This is a genomic window from Lutibacter sp., assembly GCF_046055765.1.
In the GTDB taxonomy this organism is placed as follows: Bacteria; Bacteroidota; Bacteroidia; order Flavobacteriales; family Flavobacteriaceae; genus Lutibacter.
Map to the genome: position 1 here is coordinate 52,975 of NZ_JASFZF010000024.1, position 19,400 is coordinate 72,374.

At 27.3% G+C, this 19,400-nt stretch carries 20 protein-coding genes; 10 read left to right on the forward strand and 10 right to left on the reverse strand.

Features of this window, described 5'->3' with window-relative positions:
• The first annotated feature begins 75 nt into the window (after positions 1 to 75).
• Genes rlmH through QM495_RS02580 form a run of 5 tightly spaced genes read left to right on the forward strand, consistent with a single transcriptional unit; the run spans position 76 to position 4,016 of the window.
• Entirely contained in the window at positions 76 to 549 is a 474-nt protein-coding gene (rlmH, locus tag QM495_RS02560) for a 23S rRNA (pseudouridine(1915)-N(3))-methyltransferase RlmH (RefSeq protein ID WP_408670539.1), read from the forward strand.
• Positions 542 to 1,129 (forward strand): non-canonical purine NTP diphosphatase, encoded by a 588-nt coding sequence (locus QM495_RS02565; RefSeq protein WP_408670540.1) that lies wholly within the window; start codon positions 542 to 544, stop codon positions 1,127 to 1,129. Before rlmH ends, QM495_RS02565 begins: the two co-directional genes overlap by 8 nt.
• Complete coding sequence (locus QM495_RS02570) at positions 1,123 to 2,157, forward strand: FecCD family ABC transporter permease (protein ID WP_408670541.1); 1,035 nt, start codon at positions 1,123 to 1,125, stop codon at positions 2,155 to 2,157. The genes QM495_RS02565 and QM495_RS02570 overlap by 7 nt, the downstream gene beginning before the upstream one ends.
• A complete protein-coding gene (locus QM495_RS02575; RefSeq protein ID WP_408670542.1) occupies positions 2,157 to 2,951 on the forward strand; it encodes an ABC transporter ATP-binding protein in 795 nt (264 codons plus the stop codon). Before QM495_RS02570 ends, QM495_RS02575 begins: the two co-directional genes overlap by 1 nt.
• A 42-nt stretch (positions 2,952 to 2,993) precedes the next feature.
• Positions 2,994 to 4,016, forward strand: coding sequence for a M28 family metallopeptidase (locus QM495_RS02580; RefSeq protein WP_408670543.1), 1,023 nt, complete (start codon positions 2,994 to 2,996; stop codon positions 4,014 to 4,016).
• A gap of 5 nt (positions 4,017 to 4,021) precedes the next feature.
• On the opposite strand, the gene holA is transcribed toward QM495_RS02580, so the two are convergent.
• On the reverse strand, positions 4,022 to 5,026 hold the full coding sequence (gene holA, locus QM495_RS02585; RefSeq protein WP_408670544.1) for a DNA polymerase III subunit delta: 1,005 nt from the start codon (positions 5,024 to 5,026) through the stop codon (positions 4,022 to 4,024).
• A gap of 29 nt (positions 5,027 to 5,055) precedes the next feature.
• Here holA and QM495_RS02590 point away from each other — a divergent pair, with 29 nt between their 5' ends.
• Positions 5,056 to 5,508, forward strand: a complete 453-nt coding sequence (locus QM495_RS02590; RefSeq protein ID WP_408670545.1) for a type I restriction enzyme HsdR N-terminal domain-containing protein — start codon at positions 5,056 to 5,058, stop codon at positions 5,506 to 5,508.
• A gap of 45 nt (positions 5,509 to 5,553) precedes the next feature.
• Positions 5,554 to 6,552, forward strand: a complete 999-nt coding sequence (locus QM495_RS02595; RefSeq protein WP_408670546.1) for a glycosyltransferase family 2 protein — start codon at positions 5,554 to 5,556, stop codon at positions 6,550 to 6,552.
• On the opposite strand, the gene QM495_RS02600 is transcribed toward QM495_RS02595, so the two are convergent.
• From QM495_RS02600 to nusB, 8 genes are all read right to left on the reverse strand, one after another.
• Entirely contained in the window at positions 6,547 to 7,167 is a 621-nt protein-coding gene (locus QM495_RS02600; protein ID WP_408670547.1) for an L-threonylcarbamoyladenylate synthase, read from the reverse strand. The two genes, QM495_RS02595 and QM495_RS02600, sit on opposite strands and share 6 nt — an antisense overlap.
• A gap of 73 nt (positions 7,168 to 7,240) precedes the next feature.
• Positions 7,241 to 7,936 (reverse strand): response regulator transcription factor, encoded by a 696-nt coding sequence (locus QM495_RS02605; RefSeq protein WP_408670548.1) that lies wholly within the window; start codon positions 7,934 to 7,936, stop codon positions 7,241 to 7,243.
• Between the two features lie 11 nt (positions 7,937 to 7,947).
• A complete protein-coding gene (locus QM495_RS02610; protein ID WP_408670549.1) occupies positions 7,948 to 9,516 on the reverse strand; it encodes a sensor histidine kinase in 1,569 nt (522 codons plus the stop codon).
• A 100-nt stretch (positions 9,517 to 9,616) separates the two neighbouring features.
• Positions 9,617 to 10,198, reverse strand: coding sequence for a dephospho-CoA kinase (coaE, locus tag QM495_RS02615; protein WP_408670550.1), 582 nt, complete (start codon positions 10,196 to 10,198; stop codon positions 9,617 to 9,619).
• Positions 10,195 to 11,163 (reverse strand): CdaR family protein, encoded by a 969-nt coding sequence (locus QM495_RS02620; protein WP_408670551.1) that lies wholly within the window; start codon positions 11,161 to 11,163, stop codon positions 10,195 to 10,197. The genes coaE and QM495_RS02620 overlap by 4 nt, the downstream gene beginning before the upstream one ends.
• A gap of 78 nt (positions 11,164 to 11,241) precedes the next feature.
• Positions 11,242 to 11,562 (reverse strand): preprotein translocase subunit YajC, encoded by a 321-nt coding sequence (gene yajC / locus QM495_RS02625; protein WP_408670552.1) that lies wholly within the window; start codon positions 11,560 to 11,562, stop codon positions 11,242 to 11,244.
• 20 nt (positions 11,563 to 11,582) lie between these two features.
• Complete coding sequence (locus QM495_RS02630) at positions 11,583 to 12,080, reverse strand: DUF1573 domain-containing protein (RefSeq protein ID WP_408670553.1); 498 nt, start codon at positions 12,078 to 12,080, stop codon at positions 11,583 to 11,585.
• Positions 12,081 to 12,112: 32 nt separating this feature from the next.
• Positions 12,113 to 13,051, reverse strand: a complete 939-nt coding sequence (gene nusB, locus QM495_RS02635) for a transcription antitermination factor NusB (protein ID WP_408670554.1) — start codon at positions 13,049 to 13,051, stop codon at positions 12,113 to 12,115.
• Between the two features lie 172 nt (positions 13,052 to 13,223).
• Here nusB and QM495_RS02640 point away from each other — a divergent pair, with 172 nt between their 5' ends.
• Together QM495_RS02640 and QM495_RS02645 are read left to right on the forward strand one after the other, a co-directional pair.
• Complete coding sequence (locus tag QM495_RS02640) at positions 13,224 to 14,978, forward strand: ABC transporter ATP-binding protein (protein ID WP_408670555.1); 1,755 nt, start codon at positions 13,224 to 13,226, stop codon at positions 14,976 to 14,978.
• Between the two features lie 81 nt (positions 14,979 to 15,059).
• On the forward strand, positions 15,060 to 15,434 hold the full coding sequence (locus QM495_RS02645) for a PUR family DNA/RNA-binding protein (protein WP_408670556.1): 375 nt from the start codon (positions 15,060 to 15,062) through the stop codon (positions 15,432 to 15,434).
• 101 nt (positions 15,435 to 15,535) lie between these two features.
• Here the strand turns inward: QM495_RS02645 and sucC are convergent, their stop codons facing one another.
• Positions 15,536 to 16,729 (reverse strand): ADP-forming succinate--CoA ligase subunit beta, encoded by a 1,194-nt coding sequence (gene sucC, locus QM495_RS02650; RefSeq protein WP_408670557.1) that lies wholly within the window; start codon positions 16,727 to 16,729, stop codon positions 15,536 to 15,538.
• A 194-nt stretch (positions 16,730 to 16,923) separates the two neighbouring features.
• Here sucC and QM495_RS02655 point away from each other — a divergent pair, with 194 nt between their 5' ends.
• The gene (locus tag QM495_RS02655; RefSeq protein WP_408670558.1) at positions 16,924 to 19,371 is read left to right on the forward strand and encodes a DUF5916 domain-containing protein; all 2,448 of its coding nucleotides are present in this window, start codon (positions 16,924 to 16,926) and stop codon (positions 19,369 to 19,371) included.
• Positions 19,372 to 19,400: the final 29 nt, after the last annotated feature.

The following is a 19,400-nucleotide window of genomic DNA, read 5'->3' on the forward strand; positions in this document are numbered from 1 at the left end:
ATATGCACATTTTAAAACAAAAATAACTTTTTTATTTTCAAAAAATTCATCTTTAATTCTTTTTATATTTACCAAATGAAAATTAAATTACTTGCCATTGGTAAAACCGATGCTAAAAATTTACAATCTTTAATTGAAACTTATCAAAATAGGTTAAAGCATTATATTAATTTTGAGTTGGAAATTATTCCAGATATTAAAAATGTAAAGAGTTTAAGTGAAGTACAACAAAAAGAAAAAGAAGGAGAACTCATTTTAAAAAAATTAACTACAACTGATATTTTAATTTTGTTAGATGAAAAAGGAAAAGAATTTCGTTCCATAGAATTTTCAAAATACCTTCAAAAAAAAATGAACTCAGGCATTAAACAATTAGTAGTTGTAATTGGCGGACCGTATGGTTTTTCTGAAGCTGTTTATAAAAAATCTCAAGGAAAAATATCCTTATCTAAAATGACGTTTTCGCATCAAATGATACGTTTATTTGTTGTTGAACAATTATACAGAGCATTTACTATTTTAAAAAATGAACCATATCATCATGAATAAATTAAAACTTGTTTTTGCAACCAACAATCAAAATAAATTAAAAGAAGTACAAGCAATGCTTACCAATTTTGAAATTGTTAGTTTAGCAGATATTAACTGTTTTGAAGAAATTCCTGAAACAGCAAAAACTTTAGAAGGAAATGCAAAAATTAAGGCTAATTTTATCACTCAAAAATATGGGTTAAATTGTTTTGCAGATGATACCGGATTAGAAGTTAAAGCTTTAAATAATGAACCTGGCGTGTATTCTGCCCGTTATGCAGGAAAAGAAAATAATGCTGAAAATAATATGAAAAAATTGCTACATGAACTTGGTGAAAATTCAAATAGAACAGCTCAATTTCGAACATCCATTGCACTGAATGTTGAAGGTAAACAATATATTTTTGAAGGAATTTGCAAAGGAACTATTTTGGAAGAAAAAAAAGGAGATAGTGGTTTTGGTTATGACCCAATTTTTTTACCTGCTGGCTATAATAAATCATTTGCTGAAATGGATTTAAATGAAAAAGGAGAAATTAGCCACAGAGGAAAGGCTATTCATAAATTAGTCACATTTTTAAATGAATACACTTGGTAAACCCAATTAAATCATATAAAACTACGTTTATACTTTTAATAATAACACTTGTACTTATTGTTATTATTAATATAAGTTTAGGCTCTATTTCTATACCTCTAAAACAAATTTTTCTATCTTTTTTTAATGGAGAAGTTGAAAAAGAATCTTGGAAAAATATTATCCTAAATTATCGTTTACCAAAAGCAATTACAGCTATTATTGTAGGATCAGGATTGTCTATTAGCGGATTATTAATGCAAACCTTATTTAGAAATCCGTTGGCTGGTCCTTTTGTTTTAGGGATAAGTTCTGGTGCAAGTTTAGGTGTCGCAATTTTAATTTTAGGAGCCTCTTTTTTAGGAGCTAATATTACTACCTATGCTTTTACAAATTGGGGGCAAGCTACAGCAGCAAGTTTAGGTTCATTTTTAGTACTTTCAGCAGTAATGATAGCCGCCTTAAAAGTTCGAAACACCATGTCTATCTTAATTATTGGATTAATGTTTGGAAGTTTAACAGCAGCAGTTATTAGTGTACTTGCTTATTTTAGTAGCGCCAGTCAATTACAACAATATTTATTTTGGAGTTTTGGAAGTTTAGGAAACCTTAGCTGGAATGAAATTAGTGCACTTTTAATAACTTTTTTTATTGGAATTTCATTAGTTATTTTTATAGTAAAACCACTAAACAGTTTACTTTTAGGTGAAAACTATGCTAAAAGTATGGGGGTAAACGTAAAATTAACACGAAATATTACACTTATTTCAACCAGTTTACTTACAGGTGTTATCACTGCTTTTTCAGGACCAATAGCTTTTATAGGGTTGGCTGTTCCGCATTTAACAAAATTATTGTTTAATACATCAAATCATAAAATTTTATTACCTGCAGTAGCAATTAGTGGGGCTATTATTATGTTAATTTGTGATAGTATTGCTCAATTACCAACTAGTGAATTTACCCTACCAATTAACGCCATAACATCTCTTTTTGGCGCTCCAATTATAATTTGGTTATTGGTTAGAAAAAGAAAAATTTATTATTAATGATATTAACCACTAAACATATTATTAAAACCACAAATTTAAGTATTGGATATACTTCTAAAAAAGAAGTAAAAACAATTGCTTCTAATTTGAATATAAATTTAAATGCCGGAAACTTGGTTTGTTTATTAGGTGAAAATGGCATAGGAAAATCAACTTTATTAAGAACCTTAACCAACGTACAGCCAAGTTTAAACGGTGAAATCTTTATAAATTCAAACAAATTAGAAAATCTTAATAATAATAACTTAGCTAAAATGCTTAGCCTTGTACTTACCGAAAGATTACCCGATAGTAGTTTAACCGTTTTTGAATTAGTTGCATTAGGTAGACAACCTTATACCAACTGGATTGGATATTTAACCACCAAAGATTTACATATTATAGAAGCGGCTTTTGAAAAAACAAACACTAAACATTTAATGAATTCTAAATGTTATGAATTAAGTGATGGACAATTACAAAAAGTTTTAATTGCCAGAGCACTCACTCAAAATACACCAATAATAGTATTAGATGAACCAACTGCTCATTTAGATTTACACCACACCATTAATACCTTTTCTCTCCTTAAAAATTTGGCTTCAGAATTTAACAAAACTATTATTGTTTCAACGCACGAAGTAAACCTAGCTCTCCAATTAGCTGATGAATTGTGGCTAATGACTCCTTCTAAATTTATCGCTGGAAAAACTTCAGAATTAATTAAAAATAACGATTTAAATCTACTTTTTAATTCTAATTTAATTGGCTATAACAAAAATTTAAACCAATTTATCATTACCAAATCTTAATTTTATTTTTAATATATTTGAGTACTTGGTAAAATACTCTAAATGAAAAATTTACTCATAATATGTATTTTATTACTTATACTAAGTTGTGGAAGTAATAATTCTATAATAAATAAAACCAATGAAAATTCATTAATTACAGGAGCAACAGCAACTAAATATGCTAATACTATAACTACCAACGAATTAAAAATCCTCTTATATCAATTTGCTTCAACAGAATTTGAAGGAAGAGAAACTGGTGAAATTGGACAAAAAAAAGCAGCTGAGTACCTTAAAAATTATTACATTAGGCATAACATTGCTTCACCTTTTGGAGGAAGTGATTATTTCCAAAGTATACCTACCGAACACTTAAAACCAAATTTAAATCCTTCTGAAAACGTTATTGCTTTTATTGAAGGTAAAGAAAACCCAGAAGAAATAATTATCATTTCAGCACATTATGATCATCTTGGAATGCATAATGGAGAAATTTATTATGGAGCAGATGATGATGGATCAGGAAATGTTGCTATACTAGAAATTTCTGAAGCTTTTCAAGAAGCTGTTTTAGCTGGTAATAGACCTAAACGTTCTATTCTATTTTTACATGTTACTGGTGAAGAAAAAGGTTTACTTGGCTCTAAATACTATACTAATTTCCCGATTTTTCCATTAGAAAATACGGTTGCCAATTTAAATATTGATATGATTGGTCGTGTTGATAAAGTACATACAAATAATCCTAATTTTATATATTTAATTGGATCTGATAAACTAAGTACAGAATTACATAAGTTATCTGAAGATATTAACGCGCAGTTTACAAAATTGGATTTAGATTATACGTATAATAAAGAAGATGATCCTAATCGCTTTTACTACAGATCAGACCACTACAATTTTGCAAAAAATAACATTCCAATAATCTTTTATTTTAACGGTACACATAATGATTACCATAAAATTACTGATACACCCGATAAAATTAATTATGAAATACTTGCTAAACGAGCCAAATTAGTTTTTTATACTACCTGGGAAATTGCAAATAGAGAAAACAGGATTGAAGTTGATAAATAAATTGGCTAATGAATAATTTTAAACATTAATTCTTTTAAAATATCTCCACTTGGCAGCGCATTTGCTCCTACTCCTTTACTTCTTACATCTGCTTCACGCAAAAAAGCAATTACCTGTGACACTTTTCTCATTGGATAATTTTTAGCAGCGGTTATATAATCTGAAACAAAAAACGGGTTCACTTTTAAAGCTCTAGCTACACTACTTTTAGATTTATCTTGTAGGGTATGATAAATAAGTAATTGAGTAAAAAGGCTATTTAATAAAGATATAGTTACAACCAAAGGATTTGCTTTTTGGTTTTGGGCAAAATAGTTAATAATTTGATTCACTTTAAAAACATTACGTTCACCAACAGCTTTTCGTAATTCAAAGTTATTGTAGTCTTTACTAATTCCAATATTTTCTTCAATGTCTTTTGCTGAAATTGTAGATCCAATAGGTAAAACAACCATTAACTTATCAAGCTCATTACTTATTTTACTTAAATCATTGCCTAAAAATTCAACCAACATTGAAGCTGCTTTATTCTCAATTTTATATTTCTTCCCCAATAAAACTCTTCTAATCCATTCTGCAATTTGGTTTTCATACAATTTCTTACTGTCGTAAATTAAACCTGTTTTTTGAAGGGATTTATATAATTTTTTACGTTTATCAATAGTTTTATATTTATAACAAATAACTAAGACTGTTGAAGGTTGCGGGTTTTCTACATACGAAACTAATTTTTCAATGGTCCTCGATAAATCTTGTGCTTCTTTAACAATAACAACTTGCTTTTCAGCCATCATTGGAAATCGTTTTGCATTATCAGAAATTTCTTCAACAGCAACATCTCTTCCATACAATACCATTTGATTGAAGCCTTTTTCTTCTTCAGAAAGTACATTTTTTTCAATAAATTCTGAAATTTTATCAATATAGTACGGCTCTTCCCCCATTAAAAAATAAATAGGTTTCACATTTCCGTTTTTAATATCAGAAACTATTTTAGCAACGTCACTCATTTATAAAAAAAAATTAGCATTTTTGTTGTATGCATCCATTGAATTTACCAACATATAAATTCAAAATCAAAAGTAACGAAAATAAGTATGTTATTTTTGATATTGTTCGAAAAAAATACGTGAGCCTTACTCCTGAAGAATGGGTACGCCAACATATAATTCATTTTTTAATAGAAGAAAAAAACTATCCAATTTCGTTAATTGCTGTTGAAAAACAACTAACTATTAACAACTTAACTAAACGTACCGATATTTTAATTTTTAATACCAAAGGATTGCCATATATTATTGTGGAATGTAAAGCAGCTACAATACCAATAACACAAAGTACTTTTGATCAAATTGCTAGATATAATTTAAAATTAAATGCCAATATTTTAATGGTTACCAATGGATTAGAGCATTTTTTATGCAAAATGGATTTTAAAAATGAAGCATATGTCTTTTTAGAAACTATCCCAAAATACAATCCACATTTATGAAAATTTTAATTTTAATTCTATCATATTTAAAGTAAGTTTGCATTTGTGAAAATAGCCATTGTCATATTAAATTGGAACGGAAAAATATTATTAGAAAAATTTATTCCTTCAATTGTAACATATAGTACCCTTCCAAATATTGAAATTGTTGTTGCGGATAATGCTTCTACAGATGATTCTGTACCATTTATTAAACAAAATTATCCCAAAATAACCATTATTAAAAATGATAAAAATGGTGGATATGCAAAAGGATATAACGAAGCATTACAGCATGTAGTTGCTGATGTTTATTGCCTAATTAACTCTGATATAGAAGTAACTGACGGATGGTTAAACCCAATAATTTCAATATTTGAAAAAGAACGTAAAACAAGTATTGTTCAGCCTAAAATATTAGACTACAAAAATAAATCGTTGTTTGAATATGCAGGTGCTGGAGGTGGTTTTATTGATAAATATGGCTATCCTTATTGCAGAGGAAGAATTTTTAATACTATTGAAACAAATTTAGATCAATTTAATGATGTTTCTGAAATTTTTTGGGCATCTGGTGCTTGTTTTTTTATTAGGTCTTCTGTTTTTCATGAATTAAATGGTTTTGATGAAGATTATTTTGCACATCAAGAAGAAATAGATTTATGTTGGAGAGCAAAAAATAACAATAATACAATTAAATATGTTGGTACTTCAACAGTTTATCATATTGGTGGTGCAACATTAAAAGAAAAAAACCCTAAAAAAACTTTTCTAAATTTTAGAAATAGTCTGTTTTCTTTAACTAAAAATTTACCTAAACATAAATTATTAACTATACTATTTATTCGATTAGTTTTAGATGGTATTGCAGGTGTAAAGTTCTTATTTGAACTAAAACCAATTCATACTTTGGCTATTATAAAAGCTCATTTTAATTTTTATTTTTATGTACCAAAAATGCTAAAAAAGAGAAAAGTAAATCAGCAAAAAAATAATTATTTTACTGTTAAAAGTATAGTTTGGAAATATTTTATTTCAGGGAAAAAGACTTTTAATAAACTATAAAAAATCTACACTTCCCTTTCCTTCTCGAATAATTAATATTTCATCATCAGATAGATCAACAATTGTTGATGGAATATTTCCTCCAAAACCTCCATTAATAACAATATCAACTTTATTTTCCCATTTTTCGAAAATCAGTTCTGGATCTGTAGTATATTCAATCAAATCATCTTCATCATAAATTGAAGTTGAAACAATTGGGTTACCTAGTTGTTTTACTAATTCTCTAATTATATTATTATCCGGTATTCTAATGCCAACTGTTTTTTTATTTTTAAATGCCTTAGGTAATTTATTATTACCTGGTAAAACAAAAGTATATGGTCCTGGTAACGCTTTTTTTAATATTTTGTAAGTTGGTGTATTAATTTGTTTTACATAATCTGATAAATTACTCAAATCATAACAAATAAATGAAAAATTAGCTTTGTCTAATTTTACACCTTTAATTTTTGCGATTTTTTCCATTGCTTTCGTATTAGTAATATCGCAACCAATGCCGTAAACTGTGTCTGTAGGGTAAATAATAAGTCCTCCCTTTTTTAAAATTGATACTACTTTCTCAATTTCAATTTCATTTGGGTTTTCCTCATATATTCTAACTGACTTTGCCATTACATTAGTTTTTATCAAAAGTAGTTTATTTACAAATTAAAAAACCTGCTTAAAGCAGGTTTTTTATAAGTTCTTATTTTTCTAAAAGCCTAAACCCTTCTCCATGAATGTTTAAAATCTCTACATTTTCATCCAATTTCAAATATTTACGAAGTTTTGCAATATATACGTCCATACTACGTGAGGTAAAATAATTATCATCGCGCCAAATTTTTGTTAAAGCTAACTCTCTAGGCATTAGGTCATTTTTATAAACTGCTAACATTTTTAACAACTTACTTTCTTTTGGAGATAGTTTTTGAGATTCACCTCCTTCAAAAGATAAGTGACGAAGTTTAGAATTAAAATCAAATTTTCCAATTTTAAATTCAAATAGCTCTTCTTCAACATTTTGATCACCGGCTTTACGTTGTATAATAGCTTTAATTTTGTACAATAAAACTTCTGAATCAAACGGTTTATTCAAATAATCATCTGCGCCAGCTTGGTATCCTTTTAAAACATCTTCTTTCATTGTTTTAGCGGTTAAAAATATAATTGGCACCTCAGAATTTGTACCTCTTATATCTTTCGCCAAAGAAAAACCATCTTTTCTAGGCATCATTACATCTAAGATACAAAGATCAAAATCATCATTTTTAAACATAATTAGGCCTTCTAAACCATCTTTTGCTAGAGTAACATTGTAATCGTTTATTGCCAAATAATCTTTTAAAACTGTTCCAAAATTTGGATCATCTTCAACTAATAAAATTTTTTTATTTTCCATATTTTATTTATTTATATCAAGGGCAATTCAATTGTAAAAGTACTTCCTTTACCTTTTTCACTTTCTACATAAATCTCTCCTTGATGAATTTCAATTATTTTTTTAACGTATGAAAGTCCTAATCCATGTCCTTTCACATTATGAATATTTCCACTTTCTTCTCTATAAAACTTTTTGAAGATATTTTTTTGAACACTTTTACTCATTCCAATACCTTTATCCTTTACTCTTATAATAATATTTTTACTCGTACTCTCAGTTGAAATATCAATTTTAGGACCACCTTCCGAATATTTAATTGCGTTGTCTAACATATTAACAATTACACTATTTAAATGAAATTGATTTCCTAAAATTTCGGTTAAACCAGCTTTTAAATTTACGTTAATATAGCCACCTCTATCTTTCACTAACAATTCAACATGTGTAATTGCCTCTTCTATTATGTCGTGAACATCGGCTTTTTCCTTACTAACATCAAGCTGATTTTTTTCTAATTTAGAAATTCTTAATACATTTTCAACTTGGGCATGCATTCTTTTATTTTCATCACGAATCATTTTAACATACTTCAATACTTTCTCTTTATCATCAATTATTTTTGGGTTTTTAATAGCATCTAATGCTAAGTTTATAGTTGCTATTGGCGTTTTAAACTCGTGCGTCATATTATTTATAAAATCTGTCTTAATTTCAGATATTTGTTTCTGCCTAACTAATTGATACAACGCACTTACAAATGCTAAAATTATAATAAACACAAAAAAAGCTGACAATACTAATATTTTAGATATTGAGGCTAAAATAAAATTTTTCTTCTCAGGAAACGTAACATACAATTGAAAATTACTATTTCCTTCTGCATCCACAAACATTGGTACTTTATAACTTTTACCGGCTTCTTTTCTAAAATAACCTGATTTTACTTGAGTTGCTAAACCATTACTATAAATTCCATATTTAAAACCTGTAGCAATACCTCTAACTGCTAATTCATTATTTAATCTAAACGTAATTTCTTCATTACTTACTCTTTTATGAATTGGTAATTTAGATGTTATTGCATCAAAGACTGGCTCAAATTTGGCTTTTTGAGCCTTATCAAACCTACCAACTTTTATATATCTTTCTTTTGGAGCATCAATTAAGCCTCCTTTTGAATCTAAAATTTTACCTTTTTCAATTATAATTTCTTCTTTACTAAAAATTTCTTTAAAGTTTATAGAATCATTTTCAAAGAACTCCGTTGGCACTTTATAATTGGCTTCAATAATACTTTGAGAATAAGTAAACTTTTCATTATTAGTAGTGTCTATTTTTTCGTAAATAAATTTACTAATATCTGAATAACTTAATCTATTTCCTGCGCTTACTTTTTCAGAAATATCATCATAAAAATCTCTAAATTCCCTTTCTTTAATATCTTCTGAAACTTTTGCTAATGCAAATCTCACATTGGAAGTAAATTGTTCCTCAGTGATTTGTACCGTGTTTTTAATCCAAAATACTTGAACCGAAATAATACCTATCAAGGCAATACTCATTAAAATAATGATGAGCACAAATATCCTTTTTCTCATTATTCAAAACTAAACTTTTAATAGTAATTATGTTAATTTTTAACGTAAGTTAACAAAAAATATAATAATTTAACAATATATTAAGATATATAATAATATTTTAACTCCTACTAATTAAATCATAAATAGTTAAAACTTGCAACTTTGTATCATTAATTGTACAATTATTAATTACAAAATTTGAATTAATAATTTTTATATCATCTGGAAGTTGGTTTTTTATTCTATTAAAAATTTGTTGTTTCGTTACGCCATCTCGCTTCATTACTCGCTTCAATTTATCTTCAAAATTTGCTGTTACTGTTATTATAAAATCACACCTTTTATTATTATCACTTTCAAATAAAATAGCTGACTCATAAATTACAATTTTGGCAGTAGTTTTTTTAAGAAATTTATTAAAATGGTCACGTACCTTTGGGTGAACTAATTCATTTAATTCGGCCAATTTTTGTTGATCATTAAAAACAATTGAAGCAATATATTTTTTGTTTAATTCATTATATAAGTATGCTTTTTTTCCAAACAGTTGAGAAATTTTATCTATTAATTCCTCATTTGTATTCATTAGTTTTTTAGCCTCAATATCAGCAATATAAGTTACTGCTCCAAGCTTTTGGAACATACTTAAAACGGTACTTTTACCGCTCCCAATACCACCTGTTAAACCAATTACTTTCATCTTTGAATTAAAAATTCTATTTGAGCTGGGTGTATTTTTAATGAAGATATAAATTCACTTTTTTGTTGAATTACAGGAGTTAAATACTTTATTAAAGTATCGTTTTTATATTCTTCATAATCATAAACAATTAAAAAACTATTTGTTGTAATTTTATTGAAATTTGAAAGCCCAGCTTGATAAATAACTTCAATTTCTCTTGGGAATGTATTCATAACAACCTTTTCCGGTTTATTTATTATAGTAACAGGTATTTTAAACTTTCCTTCTGTAAACTTTTCTACTTCACCAACTATTTTCACTTTAGTTGTTGAAACTAGTAAATTATACTTTTCATCGGGTAGTTTTAAATCTAAATCAACATTAATATTTTTATAAACATCGTGCAGTTTAATAACTGAAGTAGATATTTCCTGTATTGAATCTATAAATTTTTCAGAACCAGAAACCAACACTGAATCTGGTATAATTTTGATAGTATCAGTTAAATTGTAGCCTAACTTAAATTTAATATCAAGTGAAGGATTTACAGGTACTTTTTTAATCTTATTAATTCCTAATTCTAAAAAAACGGTATCTATTAAAACACTTATAACCTCTGTTTCTCCTGAGAATTGTTGATTTAAATATGCTAATTGTTGATTAGGTAGCAAGTAATAATTATAACCACTTTTAACACTGTTTTTTAAATTAAACACAATTTTTTGCCTATTCAACTTATATTCTAAAAGCGAAAATCCTGGTGCTTTTAATGCTATTTCAATTTTAGAAATTGGAGCTCTTTGCAATAATTTATTTACCGGAATATTAGTATACTCAACATTAAATTCAGCAGTACTTGTTGAAATTTTTGAAAGTTCTATTAACAGCCAAATTATTGAAGTTAACACCAAAATAAATAAAAAAACTTTAGCTTTTCTTTTCGTAGTTATGGATAAGTTTGTTTGTTTTTCGACAACATTCATTTTAAAAAAATTATACTCTAAATATACAAAAAAAGTGAGCTTAATAGCTCACTTTTTATATATCTAAATACAATAAGGTTATTTAGTAGCTTTAGGCACCTGTAATTTTTTACTTAGCTCCATTGAAATTGAAGAACGTTCAAATTTAATTTTTCCAGCACCTGTTTCAATAATTACAGTATTATCACTATCAACAATATCTAAAATTTTTCCGTGAATACCACTAGTTGTAATTACTTTATTTCCTTTAGCTATAGATGCTTGAAATAGTTTTTCATTTTTTTGACGCTTCATTTGTGGTCGTATCATAAATAAATAGATAACCAAAAACATTAATAAAAAAGGTAACATACCTTGTAAAGAACTCATATCCATTTCCAAAAAAATTGTTGTATACATTTATATTATTTTAAATTTAATTATTCTTTCATTTCTTTAGCACCTTTTCTAAGTGTTTTTGAAATTTTATTTTTAGCAATAACGGTTCCTTTAACTCTTAAAACTTCAGTACCTTTTTCAGTATTAGTTTTAAGCGTAATAGATTTATTATTTTTACCTCTTTTACCTCTTGAATTAAATGTAAATTTAACTTCTGATGTTTCTCCAGGTTTAATAGCTTCTTTAGGCCAAACAGGAACAGTACAACCGCATGATGCTCTTGCACTAAATATTAATAAATCTGCTTTTCCAACATTTGTAATTTTAAATACTCCATTAATAATTTCACCTTCTTTAATAGTCCCAAACTCAAACTCAGTCTTATCAAATTCAGCAATTGGTGAACCCAAGTTGATTTTTGCATCTCTTTTTTTTGCAGTCTCTAAATTTGTTGCTTTAATTTTAGCAGTTGCATTGTCTTTACAAGATACAATGGTTAAACTTAATATAGCAATAAAAATAATCGTGATTTTTTTCATTTTTAAAAGTTTTTTTTTGTAAAAATATAAAATTATAATAACCCTCTTCCTATTTTATTAATTTTTTTTGTAGCTGTAAAATCTTTTAAAATTTTATCTAAAACTCCATTAATAAAAAAACTACTTTTTTCAGTAGAATAATCTTTAGATATTTCAATATATTCATTTATTGTAACACGTGTTGGTACTGATGGAAATTTTAAAAATTCACAAATTGCCATTTTAATTAAAATCATATCAATATCTGCAATACGGTCCGAATCCCAGTTAGGTGTTTTATCCTTCACATCCTTTTCAAACTCTGTATGATTTAAGATAACTTTTCTAAATAAGTCTACAACAAATTTTTTGTCATCAATATCTTTATATAAATTCCCCAAATGAAATGCTTGAGAAGGGTTCATTTTATTTAATGTTTTAACTATCCATGTGTTTACAAAAGGAATATCATCAACCCAACTAATACTTTTATCCTCAAAGTATTCAGCTAATTTTTCGTTTGGTGCAATAATTTCTTTAAATAAGGCAACGATAAACTCTTTCTCTTCTTGAAATGAAGATTTTGTAGTTTTCATAAATGAAATATATAAATCGCTCTTTTTGGTCAATTTTAATACTTCATGAATATATTCATTATCTAAACTCCAATAGTTTAAATTATTATTTTCTAGATGTGTATTTAATGAAACACTTTCGGCTAAAAGTTTAAATATTTCTAGGTCGATAAATTTATTATTTGGCTTTAATTCTTCAGCAGTAGCTAAATATTTTTTTTGTGAAATTTCAATATGCCTTTTCTCTAAATTTCTAACTTCAACTAATAATCGAAGTACTAATGCATATAAATCATACATTTTATCTATGCTTGCATATAGAAATTTTTCTTCTTTATTAAGGTTATCACTTTTAGACTGTAGCAATGCGTATACTGATTGCATTACTTTAACTCTAATATGTCTTCTATTTATCATTTAAAGAACTTTGAAATTTTTTGTTTTTTTAACAGCGCAAAAATACTACTATTTTTGAAAATAAATACTTTTTTTCTTTATTTAAAACAAAGTTAATTCTATCCTAAAATATTACGATTAAATTTTTAATGATGTATATTCGTGTTTTTAAAATCTGCCTTTTAGTTTCTTTATGAAAGCATTACAATATTTAAATAAATACTTTATAAAATACAAATATCGCCTCATTATTGGTGTTATTATTACAATTTTTTCTAAATCTTTAGCGTTACAAGTCCCTCACCTAATTAAAGAGTCTGTAGATATTGCTCAAGATTATAAGAATGGTTTAGTAACTGATTTATCATTTGTAAAGTCTGAATTATTAAATAACATTCTTCTAATAATTGGCGTAGCGCTACTTTCTGGCTTTTTTACATTTCTAATGCGACAAACTATTATTGTAATGTCTCGATTAATTGAATTTGATTTAAAAAATGAAATTTATCACCAATATCAACTTTTATCACTTAATTTTTATAAAAAAAATAAAACAGGTGATTTAATGAATCGTATAAGTGAAGATGTTAGCAAAGTACGTATGTATTTTGGGCCTGCAATTATGTATACTATTAATATGTTAGTATTGTTTGTGGTTGCAATTATTAAAATGTACCATATAGATCCCGTATTAACAAATTATACTTTATTACCACTACCCTTTTTATCAGCTTCTATTTACTTTTTAAGTAAAATAATTAATAAACGAAGTACAACAGTTCAACAATATTTATCAAAATTAACTGCAAGTGCACAAGAAACTTTTTCGGGAATTAGTATTTTAAAATCTTATGGAATTGAATATAAAACAACTACTGAATTTAAAAACTTAGCAGAAACATCTAAAGAAAAAAATATTAACTTATTCAAAGCTCAGGCTCTTTTCTTTCCTTTAATGATTTTATTAATTGGCTTAAGTAATATTTTGGTAATTTATGTAGGAGGTTTACGATATATTGAAGGTTCAATTTCTTTAGGTGTTGTTGCTGAATTTATTATGTACGTAAACATGTTAACTTGGCCAGTTGCAGTAGTTGGTTGGGTTACATCAATGGTACAACAAGCTGAAGCATCTCAAAAACGTATAAACGAGTTTTTAAAACATATACCAGAAATAAAAAATAATAACCTTACTCCTTCAACTATTGAAGGAGAAATTGAGTTTAAAAATGTTTCATTTACTTATGACGATACAAATATAACCGCTCTAAAAAATGTAAATTTCAAGCTTAAAAAAGGTAAAACATTAGCAATTTTAGGAAATACCGGTTCAGGAAAATCAACTATTATTAATTTAATTGCTCGTTTATATGATGTTGATTCTGGTAAAATTTTAATTGATAATAATATAATTGAACAACTTAATCTAGATTCATTACGCCAAAGTATTGGTTTTGTACCTCAAGAAGCTTTTTTGTTTTCTGACACTATAAAAAACAACATAAAATTTGGAGATGAAACTGCTACTGATAGCAAAATTGAACAAGCAGCAAAAGATGCATACATTCATCTTAATATTATAGATTTTAATGAAGGTTACAACACTTATGTTGGTGAAAGGGGGGTAACACTATCCGGTGGCCAAAAGCAACGAATATCTATTGCTAGAGCCATCATAAAAGAACCTAAGATTTTAATTTTTGACGATTGTTTATCTGCAGTTGATACAGAAACTGAAGAAATAATTTTGAATAATTTACATCATATTAGTAAAAACAAAACTACAATTATTGTTAGCCATAGAATTTCATCAATAAAAAATGCGGATACCATTATTGTGCTAGAAAAAGGTAAAATAATACAACAAGGTTCACACAACGAGCTAGTTAATATAAACGGATATTATAAAGAGCTTTATGAACAACAACTTTTGGAAAAAGAAATTTAAAAAAAGTGAAATAAGTCAAATAATTTTATAGATTTGTGTAGAAATCTAATTATAAGATTAATTAAAAATAGAGAGTTAATTATGGAAAAAGAACATTTAGAACAAGAGGAAATATTTTCACAAGTTCTGAGAGCAGGAAGAAGAACTTACTTTTTTGATGTAAGAGCTACAAAAGCTGAAGATTATTATTTAACAGTTACGGAAAGTAAAAAATTCACACATGATGATGGGTCTTTCCACTACAAAAAACACAAAATTTACTTATACAAAGAAGATTTTTCAGAATTTAATGAAATGCTAAAAGCAGCAACTGATTATATTTTAAATGAAAAAGGAGAAGAAGTAATTTCTGAACGTCATCAAAAAGATTTTAAAAGACCTTCTGAATTAACTACTGAAACTGAAGAACCTAAAAGTGCTGAGAGTTTTACAGATGTAAATTTTGAAGATATTTAATACATATCTTTTATCTGAATAATTAAAAATACTTCAATTGAAGTATTTTTTTCACAAAAAAACCGACTTAAAGTCGGTTTTTTTATTTTATAAAATTAGGTTTATCCTAAAACTTCTGCTACTTTATCTGCAGCTTCTTGGAATTCTGTAACTGAAATTACATCCAAACCACTAGCTTCAATAAGTTGTTTTGCCTCTAAAGCATTTGTTCCTTGTAAGCGAACAATAATTGGCACGTTAATATCATCTCCCATATTAACAAAAGCATCTATAATACCTTGTGCTACTCTATCGCAACGTACAATACCACCAAATATATTTACTAAAATGGCTTTCACGTTAGGATCCTTTAAAATAATTCTAAAAGCAACCTCAACACGTTTTGCATCAGCTGTACCACCTACATCTAAAAAGTTTGCTGGCTCACCACCAGATTGTTTAATTAAATCCATAGTACTCATTGCTAATCCAGCACCGTTTACCATACATCCAACATTACCATCTAAATCAACATAATTTAAACCTGCAGCATTTGCTTCAACTTCTATTTCATTTTCCTCACGTAAATCACGCAATTCAGCTAAATCTTTATGACGATATAATGCATTATCATCTATAGTTACTTTAGAATCTACTGCCAATATTTTATCATCTGAAGTTTTTAATACTGGGTTAATTTCAAATAATGAAGCATCTGATTTTACAAAAGCAGTATATAAAGAAGTAACAAATTTTATCATTTCTTTAAGTGCTAAACCTGATAATCCTAAATTAAAAGCAACTTTACGTGCTTGAAATGGCTGTAAACCAATTAAAGGATCAATTTCTTCAGTAAAAATTAAATGTGGTGTTTTTTCAGCCACTCCTTCAATATCCATACCTCCTTCTGTAGAATACATAATCATATTTTTACCAGTTGCTCTGTTTAACAACACAGACATATAGTACTCATCTGGTTCATTTTCACCAGGATAATATACATCTTCTGCAACTAAAACTTGGTTTACTTTTTTACCTTGAGCTGATGTTTGCGGCGTTTTAAGCATCATTCCAATAATACTTTCAGAAATAGACTCAACTTCTGCTAAACTTTTTGCCAGTTTAACTCCTCCTCCTTTTCCACGTCCACCTGCGTGAATTTGAGCTTTTATAACCCACCAACCTGTACCGGTTTCAGTAGCTAATTGTTTTGCAGCTTCAACTGCTTTTTTATGATTGTCTGCAACAATTCCACGTTGAATTCTAACGCCAAAACTGTTTAACAATTCTTTTCCTTGATATTCGTGTAAATTCATTAGAAATAACGGTTTTATTAAATATTCACAAATGTAATAATCCTTCGTTAAATATGTATTTGATTTTACAAAAAGTTTTGCACTATGTAACATTCTTTTTAGTTAATTACATTTATTAACATTTATTTAAGAGGGTTTATTTTTTATGTTAAATATTTTAGCATAAAATTTTAAATAAGACCTCTAATTATACAATGAGAAAGTATTTTTTTATATTTTGTATCTTCATATTCACTTTTTCCCAAGCTCAAATAGGTAAAAAATCTTTAAATGCATTACGCATCTCAACCCCTCCAAATATTAATGGTGTGTTAGATGATGAATCCTGGGAAAATGCAGAAGTAGCAAAAGACTTTACAATGTTTAAACCAGGAACTAAAAATAAAGAACCTGAAAATCAAAAAACTGAAGTCAAAGTAATTTATGATGATGAAGCTATTTATTTTGGCGTATTTCTTTATGATAATAATGTTAATAATATTCCTAAAGAAGCTGCTACACGCGATAATTTTGCACAAGCAGATTGGTTTGGAGTTATGTTAAACCCATTTAATGATAGCCAAAACGACACAGAGTTTTTTGTTCAAATAACTGGCAATCAGGCTGATGCTAAACTAACTTCAAATGGTGAAGATTTCAGTTGGAATGCCGTATGGGAAAGTGACGTTAAAGTTGTTGAGAATGGATGGATCGTTGAAATTAAAATTCCGTATGCTGCTTTAAGGTTTTCTAATGAAAAAATTCAAACTTGGGGAATTAACTTTCATAGAGGCCTTCAGGACAAAAAAGAACAATATACTTGGAATTTTATTGATAAAACTAATGGTAACATCAGCCAATACTCTGGCTTATTAACAGGCTTAGAAAATATTAAACCTCCTACTCGATTAAGTTTTTACCCTTATGCTTCTTCATCTTATACAAGTTTTGATGGAGACAATCAATTTAATAGCAATTATGGAGTTGATGTAAAATACGGTATTAATGAAAGCTTTACGTTAGATGCCACTCTAATTCCAGATTTTGGGCAAACTGCTTTTGATGATGTTACCTTAAATTTAGGACCATTTGAACAACATTTTTCTGAAAAAAGATCTTTTTTTACTGAAGGAACTGAATTATTTAGTAAAGGAGATTTATTTTATTCAAGAAGAATTGGAGATTCACCATCTACTTATTATGATGAAAGTAATTTAGCTGAAAATGAAGAAATTATAGACAACCCTTCTGATGTGAATATGTTAAATGCCATAAAAATATCTGGGAGAACAAAAAACGGACTTGGAATTGGTATTTTTAATGCAATTACAGAAAAAACTGAAGCTATAATTAAAAATATTGATACTGATGAAATTAGAAAAGTTGTAACAGAACCATTCACTAATTACAGTGTAGTAGTTTTAGATCAACAATTTAATGATAATTCTTCTGTTAGCTTTGTGAACACAAATGTATTAAGAAATGGCTCTTTTAGAGATGCCAACGTATCTGCGTTATTATTTAATTTAACCAATAAAACAAACAAGTATAACGTTAATGGTGGTATTGGAATGAGTAACATTAACGAATTTGGAGAAAAAACAAATGGTTTTATTTCAAACCTTAACTTTGGAAAAATTAGTGGAAATTGGCAATATGAATTTGAACACAACTTACAAGATGATACTTTTGATAAAAATGATTTAGGATTTCAAAGACGAAACAACTTTAGTAATTTTGAAGGGAAAATATCGTATCGGATTTTTGAACCAACTAAAAAATTTAATGAATATAGAATTACACTTTCATCTGAATTAGAATACCTCTATAAACCTAATACTTATACAGGAAACTCCATCCGTTTAAACTACTTTTTTATGACAAAGAAGTCACAAACTGCATTTGGTGGAAATGTACAAGGTAGTTTTGGTAATCAATATGATTATTATGAACCTAGAGTTAACGGAAGGTATTTCAAACAGAATTCTAGAATAGCTACGTACCAATTTATTTCTACAGATTATAGTAATAAATTTGCAATAGATACACGTATCTACTATTCAAAAAGAATAAATGATGATAATCATTTTATACTAGTTAATTTTTCTCCAAGGTACAGAGTTAATGACAATTTATCATTCATTTATAGTTTAAGATATACCAAAGACAGCAACGAAAAAGGGTACGTTACAATACTTAATGATAGTGGTTTAGTTGATGAAGATAATGGAAACAATATTATTTTTGGGAATAGAGATGCAAAATCAATCACAAATTCCATTTCTGGTAAATACAATTTTAGCACTAAAGCCGCACTTGCACTAACTTTTAGGCAATACTGGTCTCCTGTAAAATATGATGAGCAATATTATGCATTAAATAATGACGGAACTCTATCTGAAAATAGTTATTCAGCAAATCATGATATCAATTTCAACACTTGGAATTTTGATCTTAACTTTACTTGGGAATTTGCTCCAGGAAGTCAATTAATTGCATTGTATAGGAATTCTCTTTTTAATGCAGATGAATTTTCAGATTTAAACTTTAAAGATAATTTAAACAACTTATTTAAAGAACCAATGCTACACAATTTATCGGTACGAATGGTTTATTATATTGACTACAATAATGCTAAAAATTGGTTCAAAAAAAATAGTTAAAACAATTTTTAGACTATTCCAACCTTTTA